At 42.1% G+C, this 15013-nt stretch carries 16 protein-coding genes; 9 read left to right on the top strand and 7 right to left on the bottom strand.

Features of this window, described 5'->3' with window-relative positions; genetic code table 11:
- Positions 1-53: 53 nt before the first annotated feature.
- Entirely contained in the window at positions 54-1133 is a 1080-nt protein-coding gene (locus tag MHH23_RS17600) for a DUF3900 domain-containing protein (RefSeq protein WP_017360425.1), read from the bottom strand.
- 200 nt (positions 1134-1333) lie between these two features.
- Complete coding sequence (locus tag MHH23_RS17595; RefSeq protein WP_008344201.1) at positions 1334-1483, bottom strand: DUF1540 domain-containing protein; 150 nt, start codon at positions 1481-1483, stop codon at positions 1334-1336.
- Between the two features lie 354 nt (positions 1484-1837).
- Here MHH23_RS17595 and rfbF point away from each other — a divergent pair, with 354 nt between their 5' ends.
- Genes rfbF through MHH23_RS17570 form a run of 5 tightly spaced genes read left to right on the top strand, consistent with a single transcriptional unit; the run spans position 1838 to position 6619 of the window.
- A complete protein-coding gene (gene rfbF / locus MHH23_RS17590) occupies positions 1838-2602 on the top strand; it encodes a glucose-1-phosphate cytidylyltransferase (protein ID WP_096881107.1) in 765 nt (254 codons plus the stop codon).
- A 4-nt stretch (positions 2603-2606) separates the two neighbouring features.
- The gene (locus MHH23_RS17585; RefSeq protein WP_025092661.1) at positions 2607-3578 is read left to right on the top strand and encodes a GDP-mannose 4,6-dehydratase; all 972 of its coding nucleotides are present in this window, start codon (positions 2607-2609) and stop codon (positions 3576-3578) included.
- 12 nt (positions 3579-3590) lie between these two features.
- Positions 3591-4502 (top strand): putative nucleotide-diphospho-sugar transferase, encoded by a 912-nt coding sequence (locus MHH23_RS17580; protein WP_268382435.1) that lies wholly within the window; start codon positions 3591-3593, stop codon positions 4500-4502.
- The gene (locus MHH23_RS17575) at positions 4499-5689 is read left to right on the top strand and encodes a glycosyltransferase family 2 protein (protein ID WP_340959946.1); all 1191 of its coding nucleotides are present in this window, start codon (positions 4499-4501) and stop codon (positions 5687-5689) included. The genes MHH23_RS17580 and MHH23_RS17575 overlap by 4 nt, the downstream gene beginning before the upstream one ends.
- Complete coding sequence (locus MHH23_RS17570) at positions 5690-6619, top strand: putative nucleotide-diphospho-sugar transferase (RefSeq protein ID WP_024718603.1); 930 nt, start codon at positions 5690-5692, stop codon at positions 6617-6619.
- 34 nt (positions 6620-6653) lie between these two features.
- Here MHH23_RS17570 and MHH23_RS17565 read toward each other — a convergent pair whose 3' ends face one another.
- A complete protein-coding gene (locus tag MHH23_RS17565; RefSeq protein WP_072367729.1) occupies positions 6654-7892 on the bottom strand; it encodes an MFS transporter in 1239 nt (412 codons plus the stop codon).
- A gap of 145 nt (positions 7893-8037) precedes the next feature.
- The gene (pbp4, locus tag MHH23_RS17560; RefSeq protein WP_340959943.1) at positions 8038-10077 is read right to left on the bottom strand and encodes a penicillin-binding protein PBP4(5); all 2040 of its coding nucleotides are present in this window, start codon (positions 10075-10077) and stop codon (positions 8038-8040) included.
- A 231-nt stretch (positions 10078-10308) separates the two neighbouring features.
- Between pbp4 and MHH23_RS17555 the strand changes: the two genes are divergently transcribed.
- Entirely contained in the window at positions 10309-11739 is a 1431-nt protein-coding gene (locus tag MHH23_RS17555) for an SLC13 family permease (RefSeq protein WP_024718600.1), read from the top strand.
- Here the strand turns inward: MHH23_RS17555 and MHH23_RS17550 are convergent.
- Positions 11671-12084, bottom strand: coding sequence for a hypothetical protein (locus MHH23_RS17550; protein WP_235673374.1), 414 nt, complete (start codon positions 12082-12084; stop codon positions 11671-11673). The two genes, MHH23_RS17555 and MHH23_RS17550, sit on opposite strands and share 69 nt — an antisense overlap.
- An 82-nt stretch (positions 12085-12166) precedes the next feature.
- On the opposite strand from MHH23_RS17550, the gene MHH23_RS17545 reads away from it, so the two are divergent.
- The gene (locus MHH23_RS17545) at positions 12167-12394 is read left to right on the top strand and encodes a hypothetical protein (RefSeq protein WP_046342912.1); all 228 of its coding nucleotides are present in this window, start codon (positions 12167-12169) and stop codon (positions 12392-12394) included.
- Here the strand turns inward: MHH23_RS17545 and MHH23_RS17540 are convergent.
- Positions 12375-12854, bottom strand: a complete 480-nt coding sequence (locus MHH23_RS17540) for an Hsp20/alpha crystallin family protein (protein WP_008344182.1) — start codon at positions 12852-12854, stop codon at positions 12375-12377. The genes MHH23_RS17545 and MHH23_RS17540 overlap by 20 nt on opposite strands.
- A 65-nt stretch (positions 12855-12919) precedes the next feature.
- On the opposite strand from MHH23_RS17540, the gene MHH23_RS17535 reads away from it, so the two are divergent.
- Both MHH23_RS17535 and MHH23_RS17530 read left to right on the top strand, forming a co-directional pair.
- Positions 12920-13177, top strand: coding sequence for a hypothetical protein (locus MHH23_RS17535; RefSeq protein WP_008344180.1), 258 nt, complete (start codon positions 12920-12922; stop codon positions 13175-13177).
- 6 nt (positions 13178-13183) lie between these two features.
- Entirely contained in the window at positions 13184-13417 is a 234-nt protein-coding gene (locus tag MHH23_RS17530) for a hypothetical protein (protein WP_008344178.1), read from the top strand.
- Between the two features lie 35 nt (positions 13418-13452).
- On the opposite strand, the gene MHH23_RS17525 is transcribed toward MHH23_RS17530, so the two are convergent.
- Positions 13453-14844 (bottom strand): amino acid permease, encoded by a 1392-nt coding sequence (locus tag MHH23_RS17525; protein WP_340959941.1) that lies wholly within the window; start codon positions 14842-14844, stop codon positions 13453-13455.
- Positions 14845-15013: the final 169 nt, after the last annotated feature.

The raw sequence follows: 15013 nt of genomic DNA, 5'->3' as shown, positions 1-15013 counted from the left end.
GTTATATAAAAAACTGCCTCATGCAGCTGATCGCAGGAGGCAGTCATATTCTCTTATTCTAAGTCTGAATCATAGGCTTTTTGCGTCAGCTGGCTGACGACCTCTTTCAAGCCATTGGGTTTATGGAATTCAACAGGTGTGCTTCCTTTTTCAAATACAATTTGATCTGCTTCAACGAGCACGACATATCGATTGTTGACCTTTGCGATATGAATCGAGTGGCCGAAGTCGGCTAAAAGTCCTTTAATTTCTGTTTCGCCTAGACGCATCTTCATCGTGATATCAGGGGTTTGTTCAACAATGTGTGAAGCGGCTAGCGTGACCTGTTCTGTATCGAGTGTTTCCCGAATCTCCCGTTTTTCACTTGCTTCCCATATTTCAAGGTCCTCTTCAAATTGTTTTAATTCTTCACTTTCATCCTGAAATGTTTCAAATACATGTTCCTGCACCATATTCATGACCTGTGATTTCATGATTTCAGGCATCGATTCCCCGTATTCGACGAATTTTAGAAAGTCTTCAAAATAACGAGCGTGTGAGGATTGATGAATTTTCACTTCGGCTTCCTCTGTCATGCCCTCTTCTGGCATGAACGGGTATTGAATCGATTTCATGTTTTTTGTTGTAATCGCCATTTCTACTTTTTTGATCAAGGTAGATGTATCAGCAATAGAAGCGACTTTCTGTTCAAAATCGCATTTCATGATAAAGACAAAAGAGTCATCGAAATATTTTTTAGGAACCGCAGATGCAACCAAAAACACGCCGCCTCTGACAGCACTTGTATCTAAATAGGTGCGAACAAATTGTTCACTGCATTCGTTAAATACTTCTTTTGTATCTGCAAATCTCGTCTGATGAAATAAATTGTAGTTTGGATTTGAATCGAGTTCATGCCCGGGTTCGACAATAAATCGGCCAATTTTAGTAGGTACTTGCTCAGACTTAGGGTGTCTGTCCACTTTTCGTTTGACGATTTTTTTAAGCTCACCGTCTAGAAAGTCTTTCAGCTCACTTTGTTCAAATTCCTCTTGGTCTAATGTTTGGTAATGTTTAAACCGTTTATTTGCTTGTTCTTCTTTGCCTTCTATTTCAACCACATAGAATGATAGAAATCGTATCGTAAAATCCACTGATTGGTCACCACTTTTTCTTCTTTGGATATGTTGAGTATAGAAAAAGGAGTGAAAATCGTCAACGAATGGAGAAATATCGTGTCATTATTTCCCGAGAAATGTTTCGTGAAAAACGCTTGATAATAATTATCATTCTTGATAGAATGATAAAAGAAAAGAAGGAACCTGCCAGTTCCTTCATCTCAGAAAATCATGTATTATTTTGTTTCAAATGTTTCGCAATCCGTTTCAGCATTGCGAGTCACGTCAGTCATTGTGCTTTTACCAATTTTAATGGTAGAAGCTGTACAGCTGTTGTCAGCCCAAAAACGGCAAGAGTTCACTTCACAAAGTACATTTTGTGCCATGGGAATTCACCTCCGTGATTCATATTAAGAATGAAGCAAGCTGCCACTTGAGTTCATTCAATCTAGTAGTCTCTTTATCGAAAGAGGCTGTTTGTGCTGTATATGCACATGTTTATCATACCATCTACCCTGAAAATATACAATTTAAACTTTGAAAGAGCGAGAATGCAAATCTCGCTCTTTTTTGTTTGTAAAAATAGTTAAATGCTAGGTGGCACCCTCTCTTATTCCGACATATGAATAGAGTAGATTCAAAACCTGATGTCGGACAAAGTATAAGGGTACATGTACTGATTTTCCGCATGAAGATAGGGTTTTCAATCAAAAATTTTCATAGAGAGATGAGGGGAGAAGATGAAAGCAGTCATTCTCTGCGGAGGAAAGGGAACGAGAATGAGTGAGGTCACACAAGCGCTTCCTAAACCACTTGCTATGATCGGAGATCGGCCTATTCTATGGCATATTATGAAAATCTATCAGTATTACGGTGTAGACGAGTTTATCTTATTGCTTGGATATAAAGGAGAGAAAATCAAAGAGTATTTTCTCAACTACGACTGGCGGCATCACAGCATGCAGCTGGATATGTCGACAGGGGAAATAAAGCTTTTAGGGAATTCGGAGAACTGGAAAATCACTTTTTTAGATACGGGTGAGAATACGATGACAGGCGGGCGGCTAAAGCAGGTACAGGATTATATTGGTGATGAGACATTTATGATGACGTACGGGGACGGACTTGCCAATATCAATATGTTTCATTTGCTCAAGCGCCATCAAGAGCTTGGAGCAGCTGCCACTGTCACAGGAATTGAAAAGAAATCACAGTACGGCACGCTGAAGGTGTATAACGGGATGGCACAATCCTTCTCTGAGAAGACAGACAGTATCGGGATGATCAATGGAGGATTTTTTGTGTTGTCTCCAAAGGTTTTTGATTATTTAACAGATGATGATCAATGTGTGTTCGAAGCAGAGCCTCTTCAAAACTTGGCGAATGATGGAGAGCTTGCAGTCTATGAGCACCACGGATTTTGGACAGCAATTGATACGTATAAAAACTTGAAAGAAATCAACGGCATGTGGGCAGATGGAAAACAACCATGGAAGGTTTGGTGACAGCATGAGCGGATTTTGGAATGGGAAAAACGTATTTGTGACCGGGTGTACGGGATTGTTAGGGAGTTACCTCGTCAAGGAATTGATTGATCAAGGAGCAAACGTAACAGGGCTTGTACGTGATCAGGTGCCAAGATCGAACTTGTATCAAGGCAGTCAATTTGAAAAGATGAATGTCGTCCAAGGCGCACTTGAGGACATGCAAACGATAGAACGTGCGTTAGGAGAATATGAGATTGATACAGTCTTTCATTTGGCTGCCCAAGCGATTGTCGGGGTCGCAAATCGTCACCCGGTCTCTACATTTGAAGCCAATATTTTAGGAACATGGAATGTGCTGGAGGCATGCAGAAGGCAGCCGCTTATCAAACGAGTGATTGTGGCATCGAGTGATAAAGCATACGGGGATCAAGAACAGCTTCCTTATGATGAAGACATGCCGCTTAACGGCAAGCACCCATATGATGTGTCAAAAAGCTGTGCAGATTTAATTTCTCACACGTACTACAACACATATGGTCTACCGGTTTGTATTACGCGCTGCGGTAATTTATATGGAGGCGGGGATTTGAATTTTAACCGAATCATTCCGCAAACCATCCAGCTTGTGTTAGAGGGAAAGGCGCCAGAAATTAGAAGTGACGGAACCTTTATCCGTGATTATTTCTATATTGAAGATGCGGTCAAGGCTTATTTACTGCTAGCTGAAAAAATGGAGGAAAAAGGGCTTGCAGGAGAAGCATTTAACTTTAGTAATGAAATTCAGCTGACTGTGCTTGAGCTCGTTGATAAAATCTTAAAGGCGATGGGCAGTGAACTAAAACCTCGTATTTTGAATCAAGGAACGCATGAGATTAAGCATCAATATTTATCAGCAGAAAAGGCGAGAAAGCTGCTTGATTGGAAGCCTGATTACTCCATTGATGAAGGGTTAGAAAAGACAATTGAATGGTATCGCGAATTCTTTCAAAAATAGAGGTGTATACAGATGAACAGCATATATTGTACGGTTCTATCAAGTGGAAGACTTTATCAAGCTATTGCGTTTTTCTTATCGTTGAAGCAAGTAGAAGATGATGCTGTCATCAAGACGTTATGTATGGATGATGCTGCATTTGATTTGCTTCATCAAATGAATTTCCCGCATGTCGATCTTGTTCATGTACGTGAACTTGAAACGCCGGAGCTTCTAGAGATCAAAAAGGAACGAAATGATTCGGAATATTGCTGGACATTAAAACCGATTTGGATTGAGTGGCTATTTAAGCAGGACCAGGCGGAGGAAGTGACGTATCTTGATGCGGATTTGTTCTTTTATGAGAGTCCACAAGTGATTTTTCAAAACCAGCCTGATGCCTCTGTGCTTCTATCAAGAGGGGATATTGTCATTCCAAGCTTTGATCCAGAGGAAGTGAAGATGCTTCAGAAACTTTTAGGGCGCTATAATTCAGGGTTCCTGCATTTTAAAGGAGATGAAGCCGGCCGAAAGTGCCTGAGCTGGTGGAAAATAGAATGTCTAAAAGAATGCAAAAATGCGCCTGGAGAAGGAAAATTTGGCGATCAAGGGTATTTAGATCATATGCCGGTGCTGTTTGAAAAAGTAGAGGATATTCAAACAAAGGGTGTGAATATTGGTCACTGGAATTATGGCCAGCATTCTTATCAGGAAGAGAATGGACGTATTTTGCTTGAGGATGGAAGCCCACTCATTTGCTATCATTTCAGTGGTTTTCGGATCTTAAGCAAAGATGATATGCAGCAAATCCATGAAAAAGGAAGAGATGACTTGCCATTTTTCCAAGAAGCCTATCGGGAAGTGCTGCGTCATGTGATTGAATCGGTAGAACAAGTCAATCCGATGTTTAACGGCTATGCCAAACTGGAGGAGGATGGCGCATGAATGAAAAGCCGAAGGTCAGCGTCATTATTCCGAGTTATAATGCGAAAGAGCGTTTAGAAGGGAGCCTTTTTTCCTTAACGCTTCAGGAAACCGATATTCCATTTGAGGTCATTGTCGCTGATAATGGGTCAACGGACGGCACGATGGAAATGCTCGAAAACATTGAGGTGAACTTTCCATTCAAAAAGGTGCGTATTCCTGTCAATCAAGGAATTGCCAAGGGGCGCAATCATGCCATTCGTGAGGCAGAGGGAGACCTTTTAATATTCCATGACAGCGATATGCTGGCAGAGCCCCAATTTATTCAAAAGCACGCAGAGGCACATGCTGATCATGAGGACCGTGTCATTTGCGGTGTATGCTGGAAGCGAATCTACCGTTATTTTTACACCGGTTTTGATAAAGATCATGTGAATCGATTAAAAAAACAAGGGCTGTATCAGCGGAAAATGAAAGACAAAACGTCTCTTATGTCGATGGAGGAAGTGAAAAGCGGCGCATTTCTAGAGAGAAGCTTCGACTTGCAGTCCGAATTTATTGATATCCTGAAAGACATTTTAAGCACGTACGACTATGATTTAAGTTCTTATCAATTGCCGTGGCGATTTTTTATCACAAATAACTCTTCCGTCAAGCGAAAGCATGTCATGGAACTAGGGATGTTTGATGAAAAAATCGTTAGATACGGGTTTGAGGATTATGATTTAGGCATTCGTCTGCATCAGCTTGGCCTCTCATTTGAGCTGCGTGAGGATATTTTAAGTGTGCATCAGGAACATCCAAGTAATTTAACGTCATTCGATGACATCAAATATAACATTTTGTATATGTGCGAGAAGTACAACAATATTGATTCGATTGATGTTCATTTGGCTTTCTCTGGACCATTTTCTCATACCGTGACAAATGATATCGTGAAAGACATTCGCCAGCTGCGTAAGAATGAAGCATATGATGATCTGCTCGCTTATTTTTTGGAGCTGCTTCATATGATCACAGAGCGGAATGTGGGCATTAAACGTGATCAAAAGGACGTGCTGACGGCAAAGCATTTCCCTTTGAAAAAGCTGTCAGAGGCAGCTCAGCTTGCCAAGCAGGAACATGGATGCACGGTGCTGTCAGAGGCCATTCATGGGCTCACAAAAGAGCTGCTGCATGTTGACTTGTTCCAAGTGGATGTGTTGTAGATGGCATCCTATCATTTCACAACCATTGTGTCGAATACCCATGTGTTTAAGCTGCTGGCGCTGATTCATTCACTTGAGCAGACGGCTCAATCATACAAACTTTCTGTCTTATGTGCTGATCCTTTGGCTTACAAGGTGTTAAGTCAGTTTCCTCATCCACATGTCCAATATGAACAGCTTGAAGATGTGGAAGATGATTCGCTGCGAAAAGCAAAGGCGGATCGTACGTTCCACGAGTATTGCTGGACGCTTAAGCCTGCGTTTCTACTCAAAATTCTTGAGTCCTCTGATGCAGATTATCTCGCTCATTTGGATACGGATTTGTATTTTTATCATGATCCAGAGGCGATATTTGCAGAAAATCCACTCGCTCATGTATTTTTGACAGATCATATGAATTCCAAGCGATTCTATCACTTTTATGAATTATCCGGCCGTTTTAATACTGGGTTTGTAGGCTGTCGAAACACAGATGTGGCCAAACGGGCTGTGACGCAGTGGAAAGAGAACTGCATTGCGCACTGTACAGTAGAAATGGATACGGAAAAAAAGACATATGGTGATCAGCGGTATGTTGAAAGGTGGGTCGATGATTTTGAGGGTGTCCATGTGGTGGCATCTAAAGGTGCCAATGCAGCGATTTGGAATATTGAAAACTATAAGCTCTCCGTTGTGAAAGGAGATATGTATCTCGACGAATGTCCACTGCTGTTCTATCATTTCTCTGCCTTTACGATCATTGATGAAAATACCTTTAATCTGAATTGGTATTACTATATGACAGAACACACTCTTGTGGATCATTTGTATATTCCGTATGCTGATTTGATTCATCTGAAAATTAAACAGGTGCAAAAGGTCTTTCCAGACTTTCAGCAGGGGTTTATTGCAAAGAAGCATGTTCCTGATACGCATTTTTATGAGATATGAAAAAACCGCTCATTTATTGAGCGGTTTTTACCTTTTATGATTCATTCCATTTCGCTATGGTCTGATCGCTTGGCAGTAAGAAGGCTAGGATGCCTAATATCGGTAAAAAGGCGACACCGATCATGGTAGGCGTTAAACCGACTGCATCAATTAATGAGCCGAGGGCAACGGATCCAATCGCTCCCATACCAAACGCAAGCCCAACAGTTAAACCAGACATTGTGCCAATTTTCCCGGGAAATAGTTCTTGGGCATAGACCACGGTGACAGAGAAGCTTGAGGTCAGAATGATCCCAATGAGTCCAAGTAAAACATAAGCAAAAACTGGTCCGGCAAATGGGAGAAGCAGGGCAAGCGGAAAGGATGCTAATAAGGAAATTAAAATGACGGTTTTCTTGCCGAAGCGGTCTGCAAGCGGCCCGCCTAAAAATGTCCCAATCGCACCCAATATAAGAAATAAGAAAATATAAGTTTGTGATTCTTTAATCGTCAAACCATATTGTTCAATCGCATAAAACGCATAGAAATTCGAGATCGCATTTCCATACCAAGAACGCGCGAAAATAAGAAAGACGATAATGCCAAGTGCTGTGAGCGCTGACTTGCGGTGAAGTTCAGATCTTGCTGCTTTTGCAGGCGCTTTTTTCGCTTGTGCTCGAATGGTTTGAAGTCTTCCTGCGTACCATCTTGAAATATAAAGAAGGAAACCGACAGCAATCATTCCAACAATCGTAAACCAAGCCACACCTGGCTGACCGAGAGGAACGAGCATTAATGCAGCGATTAGCGGAGCAAAGGCTTGACCTGTATTTCCACCGACTTGATAGATAGATTGAGCAAGACCGCGTCTAGGACCAGCTGCCATGTTGGCAACCCGTGAGCCCTCTGGATGGAAAATCGCAGAGCCAAGTCCAATAAAGACGACGCACAGTAGGATGGTCGCAAATGATGGCGCAAACGCAAGGCCGAAAATGCCGACAGCACTTGAAAATAATGCGATAGGCAGTGCATAGGGCATCGGCCGTTTATCTGTGTACCACCCGATCGCAGGCTGCATGACAGAGGAGACCATATTTAATGTAAAGGCGATTAGCCCTAATTGAGTAAAGGTCAGCCCCATTGAGCGTTCTAAAATAGGGAACATGGCAGGAATCACGGCTTGCAATGTGTCGTTGAGCATATGGCAAATACCAATAATCAATAAAATAGGATAAACCGTTGAACCGGTGACCGCTTTTTGAGGTTTATTCTTTGTTTGAGCAGCAATAGCCAATGAGACTTCCTCCTTTCATTCAACTTGTTTCTTTGTTTCATTCTCCTCATTTTATTCATAAGGTGAACTATAAAACAATAGCAAATTGTCATGATTTAGAAAAAAAGAGACACATGCGCTTGATGGAGCGTGTGTCTCTAAAGGGTTATTTATAGAAAGAAGCGATGACAGGCTTCATTTTTTGAATGACAAGTCCACTGCCTCCACGGTTTTTCACACCTTCAATCATGCCGACGAGGACGTAATCTTCTTTTTTAGGATTAAACGCAAGTAAAAATCCATTTTCAGTACCGTCTGTCGCACCTTGTTTGCTCTTTAGTTCCGCTGTTCCCGTTTTAGCGGCTATATCAGCCCCTTTTATTTGCAACGAGTGAGCGGTTCCGTTTGAATTGGTGACGACTTGAGTTAGTGCATCCTTCACCGTATTTGCTGTATCTTCTTTGACGATCTGTTTTGGTGATGCTGTTTTTTCATCCTGAATGACTCGAGGGTACACAAGCTTTCCTCCTGTTGCAAATGGAGAATATGCATGTACTTGTTCAATTGGAGACATGAGTAATTCTCCTTGGCCATATGCAGAGTCAGCGAGTAAGATGTCTGATTGGATCCCGTCGTTAGACACTTGTGCCGGTTTCATTGTGAACGGCATGTTTAAATCATCACCAAACCCAAATGTTTTCACTTTTTTCTCGTAAGTATCTTTGCCGATTTCAAGGGCTTCCTGTCCAAAATAAATATTATCTGAGTACACGAGGGCATCGACCATATTGACTTGTTCTTTGTCATGAACCCGTGTAATGCGATAATTTCCCCATGATTGATCCTTTTGCCATTTCAGCCCATGAATGGTGCGCACTTTATTAGGTTTTGTGACACCTGTTTCCAGTCCAATCGCTGCTGTAATGGTTTTGAATGTAGATCCTGGTGCATATCTGCTCGCATACCGAGCTTGGAATGGGAGATCAGGATTTTCACTGTATGCTTGGTATTGTTTAGGCGTGATCCCGTTGGTCATTAAATTGACATCGTAAGAAGGGGTGCTGACAAGCGCTAATAAATCACCTGATGATGGGTTCATAATGGTGACAGCCCCTTTTTCACCTTTCAGCTGTTGATAGGCTTTTTTCTGTAAAGATGCATCAATGGTCAGCTTGACTGTTTTTCCGTCTTTTCGGTCTGTTTTTTGTAATGTTTCTTCAATACCTGTTTCATCATGGATAATGAGGATGCTTCCGCCATCTTGTCCTCTTAAGTTCTTGTCAAATGTGAATTCAAGGCCGGTTTTGCCGATGATTTGATCCGCCTTTAAAGCTGGATTTCTTTTGATATCATCCGCATTTGCTTTTCCCACATAGCCTGTCAGATGAGCAGCGGCTTCGTTATATGGATAGTAGCGCATTTCCTTCGTTTGATAGGTGACGCCATTTATGTCTTTTGGAATCGGCTTTTGCTCTAACATAGACTTTAGCGGGACAAATGTGTCATCTGTGACCCATGCTTGTTTCAGCTGATTTTGAATCAGCTCTTCATCTATATCAAAAGCGCTGCTGATTTTTTTGATGTTGCTTTCTTTTTCCGTGCCTGTCCCGAGCTTTCCAGGGATGATGCCAAGCGCGTGTCCACCAGTTGTTTCTGCTAACGTGCGCCCTTTTCGATCTACAATATTTCCGCGTACCGCAGGATCCGTTGTCACTTTGATGGTGTCACCCTTTTCCATTTGCGGGAAGATGAGATTTGGTTTCCAGTCTACTTTCCACTCGTTATCCTCTTCGGAGAGAACGCCCTTGTAAGAGAGTTTGTTCAGTTTTCCAAGTGACGTTTTCATCGTGACTTCATAGGTGAATTGATACCCATTTCCTTTATCCTGTTTTTCTACGTTGACGTTTGAGACGTTTAGTTCATTCGCACCGATGCCGCTAAAGATATGATCGTATTTTTCGGCAAGTTGTTTTTTAGAAAAGTCATTGGCTTTCAGAGAGCCGCTTGTGACCTCATCTGCCAATTTTGTGAATTCTTTTTTCTCCAGATGTTTCGTAAAGGATTCAGCGGCTTTCAGCGCCTCTTTTTCTTTGGAGAAAAGCGTATCTTTTAAGAAAAAGAGAGCAGCAGCAATCGCGATGATGCTAAGAAGGGGAATGATGACTTTTTTCTGTTTCCAAAATGATTTTCGTTGATCTGTATACAATGAAAACACCTCAATTTTTGATTAGATCCTCTTTAGTTTACAGTTACTGTGTAGGATTTGTATAGTTTCTCCTATGAAAATAGACCAAGTCATGAAGTGGAAATATGAAGCAAGACACAGTTGCTGCTGAAGAATCTCTTCATTTTTTCTTATGATTTAAAGGATTTTTTATGTGATCATCGAATGTGAAAAATTAGAAAAAATTAAAAGCGTTTTCATGAAGGAGGAATTGTGATCGTTTATAAAAAAGTGAATCTGACTGGACTTGTTCTTGGACCGATCTTCTTTTTGCTTATTTTTTTGCTCATTCCAGAAAGTGAATTGACCTATGCACCAAGAGTGGTACTGGGCGTTACGGCTTGGACTGCGACATGGTGGGTCACAGAAGCTTTGCCTATACCGGCTACCTCTTTATTGCCCATCATCCTTTTGCCAACACTTGGCGGGCTATCGATGGAGCAAACATCAAGAGCTTATGGAGACCCGATTGTTTTTATGTACATGGGCGGATTTATGATTGCCATTGCTATTGAAAAATGGAATTTACATAGAAGAATGGCCTTACATATTTTAAACATCATTGGCACAAGAAGTGACCGCATTGTATTAGGGGTTATGATGGCAACGGCCTTTTTATCTATGTGGATTTCAAATGCAGCCACAGCACTGATGATGCTGCCTGTGGCACTGGCTGTGATTAAAGAGGTGAAGGCGAACGATATTTTGTCTGGTGCATCTCTTGACCGATTCAGTAAAAGCATCCTATTATCAGTCGCTTATTCAGCCTCTATTGGCGGACTGGCGACACTCGTTGGGTCTGTGCCAAATGCTGTTTTTGCAGCGATGTCAAAAAAGCTGTTAGATCGAGAAATTATGTTTTTTGAATGGTTTTTGTTTGGTTTTCCGGTGGCGGCTGTTCTGCTCATTCTCTTATTTCTGTATTTGACCAAGATACAGTTCAAGGTAGAGCACACAGGGGAAATGGGAGCAGCGTTTATACGGAAGGGTTTAGAGGATTTAGGCAAAATGAAACAAGAAGAAAAATGGGTTTTTGCTATTTTTCTTATGACGGCTTTTTTATGGATCTTTAAAATCTTTTTGTTTGGCGGGCTTCCTGTCTCGGATACGTCGATCGCAATCTTTGGGGCGATGCTATTATTTCTCATTCCAGCGACAAATGGAGAGAGAATACTAGAATGGCAGGATATGAAGCAGTTGCCATGGGGGCTTTTGCTTTTGTTTGGAGGCGGGCTTTCGCTCGCTACAGGATTTGCGGAAACGAATTTAACAGGATGGATCGGGGAAAATTTACAGCATTTAAATGGGCTGTCTTACCTCATGCTGCTAATTATTTTAACGGCTTCTATTTTATTTATGACCGAAATTATGTCTAATACAGCAGTTGCGAACATGATCATTCCGATTACAGTAGGGCTTGGACTTGCAATTGGCATGGAGCCGTACGGCTTAATGGCTGCGGCTGCGTTAGCATCTTCATGTGCGTTTATGTTGCCAATTTCCACACCGCCAAATGCGGCTGTCTTTAGTGCGGACGTGCTGAAAATATCTGATATGGTCAAGGCTGGCTTTTGGCTAAATGTGATCAGTATTGTAGCGATTGTGCTTGCGGTTTATTTCTGGCTTCCGGTCGTGCTGAGATGAAGACTTTGATCGAATGGAGACTTTTGGTGTTTTTGTTTCTTTTGGCTTCGGTACTGAAGTTGCCTTTTTGAGGTGCGGGTCCTTTGGCGTGTAATAGGTGGCTCCAATGTTGAGTCTGCCTTTAAGCTGATCAATGGAAAGCTCACCAAACTCTAAATGGTAGTCAATTTTGTCCACATGCAGTGATTCAATGTGAATGTGCGTATCCTCCGAGACAGGCGGAGCAGGTGCAGACATTTTCTGCTCAAGAGCGGTGAGTCTTTTTTCCAGCTCGACGACAGATGGGGATGGACTGGCTTCGGTTTTTTTAAAGAGTGATTGAATGAAATGTTTCAAGTGGACCACAACCTTTTCTTTCGCCTTGCTCTAGTCTATGGAAAAGCTGCCCGGTATATACTTATAGAGATACATGAAAGGGGAGAAGTGCATGCTGTCTACACGCATTCAGATTACCCATATGAAGACGAATACGATTGGTACAGGGTCCTCGATGACATTCGGTTCGACGATCGTACGAAATCACTGCTCGACGATCAAAAGAAACAATGGTTTTGGTGAACAAAATGCCGATGGCGTGATCACGATCTTGCCGATTGAAACGATTGATGATCGTGATCTAATAGACGCAGTCAGTATCAATATTCGTCATCTATGATTATCGCAGTTGCTTTTCCTTCATCCTTTTGCAGGCGAATGTATAGCACGCCGTCTTTAAAGGCCGCATTCATTTGACCAAGAATCATATCTGGGAGCCGAATTTTTCTTTCAAACGGACCATACTTTCCTTGTTTTTGGCGAAAATCTTGTTCGTTAAAAAAGGAAAAACGCTGTCCTTTTACAACTAAATATTCACCATATGACAGCACCTGAACATCTTCCTTCCGGTAGCCAGGCAGATAAATTAAGTACTGAAATTCAGTAGGGGTTTCCACAATGTCGACTGGTGGAAACGATGCATCTGTTCCTCGCTGATCTTGCTGCGAGAATGTAAAGGGAGACGGACCATTTGCCATAAAGGGAGATCTTTGCTCATCATCGAATATCATCTTCCAAAAATCATCTCCATGCATTTGCTGGGCAATGTCCATCCACTGCTTCATTTTTTCGAAGTCCATGTGAAGACCTCCTGTTAACATACTTGATGGGTGCTCGCATATACCTATAAAAAGGAGGTTTATCTGTGGTTCAACCAACTCCGTATATCAATATTAATATTTTCATGTTAAAAATTAATTCCTTTGAAAATGCGTCGGCGGTGAATGTCGGACAAAATTTGTTAGCAGAGTGGCAAAACTCAGATAAAAAAAATCAGGGGTACGGACAGAATTTTGGAGATGCCAGCGGTTTTGTCGGAACAAAGAGCCATGTAGATGATCGAGATCAAGTGGACTCACCTGCCTCTTTTTCGCCAGCAGCTAAACCTATTCCAAGGAAGTGATGTGTGATGTTATTCTCACCCTCAGTCGTCAATGTCGGTGCTTTTAAAATCAATGCAATGGATCGGGGGGCATCACTGACGCTAGGACCTTATCAGCAGATCGATTATTTTCTCTCGATGAAATTGAACCAGGGTTTTGGTGAGGACAATGGAGATTGTTCACCGCTTGTCATTCCGATTTCAAGCGTACTCGATCCAGATATGGTGGATTCGAATTCAGTGAAAAACAGTGTGATTTAAACAAAAAAGAGACCGGGATACCCCGTGTCTCTTTTCTATTGTGTTTGATTCAGATGGCTTTTGCGTCTTGCATAGGTGAAGTACACAACGACACCAATGGCTACCCAGATGAGGAAGGCTTGCCATGTCTCCCATTTCAGTGTGGCAGCCAATATCATACAAATGACCGCACTAATGATGGGAAGGACAGGAACAAAGGGTACTTTAAACGCTGTTTTCATATTCGGATGTTTTTTCCGGAGTATGATCACAGCGATCGAGATCACCGTAAAGGCCGCAAGTGTACCGATGCTGACTAAATTAGCAAGTGTTGATAAGTTGACGAAACCAACGATACATGCCGCAACAGCGCCTGTCAGCCAAGTGTTGGCAACCGGTGTCTTCGATTTTGGATGAACATTTGAAAAGATTTTCGGCATGAGTCCATCTCGGCTCATGGCAAAGGTTAAACGAACCTGAGCGTAGACAAGTGCAATTAACACTGTCGTAATCCCGATAATAGCACCTGCCGATATAATACCAGCGACACTATTTAGACCAACCACTTGTAAAGCAAAAGCGACAGGGTCACTGACATTCAGCTTCGTGTAGTGAACCATGCCTGTTAAGACAAATGAAACCCCGATGTATAAAATCGTACAAACACCGAGCGCACCAATAATTCCGATTGGCATCGCTTTTTGTGGGTTTTTGACTTCTTCAGATGCATTAGCGATTGCATCAAATCCAAGGTAAGCAAAAAAGACAGTGGCCGCTCCTGCAATCACGCCATGGAAGCCCATTGGCATAAAAGGTGTCCAATTTTCAGGTTTAACGTAAGCAAAGCCTGAAATGATAAAGAGGAGGACAATGGCAATTTTGATGAGCACAATGATGTTATTCAGCTTCGTGCTCTCTTTTACGCCTCTTGAGACAATAAAGGTAATGAGTAAAATAATGAGTGCGCCTGGCAGGTTAAAGATGGCCCCATCAGCGGCTCCGGGTGCAGCCGATAAAGCCTTCGGTATGTGCAGACCAAATCCACTGAGCAGTGATTGAAAATAGGATGACCATCCGCTTGCCACAGCAGAGAGCGCAACAACATATTCAAGCATTAAATCCCAGCCCATTAAAAAGGCGAGGAATTCTCCAAGTGTTGCGTAAGAATACGTATAGACACTTCCTGACACTGGAATGGACGAGGAAAATTCAGCGTAGCAAAAAGCAGCAAGGGCGCATGCGATCGCAGCCAAAATAAAAGATATAATAATCGCAGGTCCCGCATCTTTCGCAGCCGCAACCCCCGTTATCACAAAAATTCCAGTCCCGACCACACAGCCAATGCCAAGCAAGATTAAATCAAATGTATTCAAAGAACGGCTCAGCCGCTTCGTTTGACTTTCAAGCATGAGCTGGTCGAGAGACTTTTTTCTAAATAAAGAACTCATGTTGACCTCCTAATGGATAAATCTTTTCGTAAGACGAATGTTAGTATATGCGTAAATGACAATTTAGTCAATTGGTTGAAAAACGCTTTAAATCACTAAAGTGTTAAACGTCACAAAAGGCTAATGTGTATCAAAAGACATCCGCCGTCATGTGACAGGCGGATGTGAT

The organism is Bacillus sp. FSL K6-3458, assembly GCF_038005045.1.
Classification (GTDB): domain Bacteria; phylum Bacillota; class Bacilli; order Bacillales; family Bacillaceae; genus Bacillus; species Bacillus altitudinis.
This window is presented reverse-complemented; position numbering and strand designations above follow the sequence as displayed.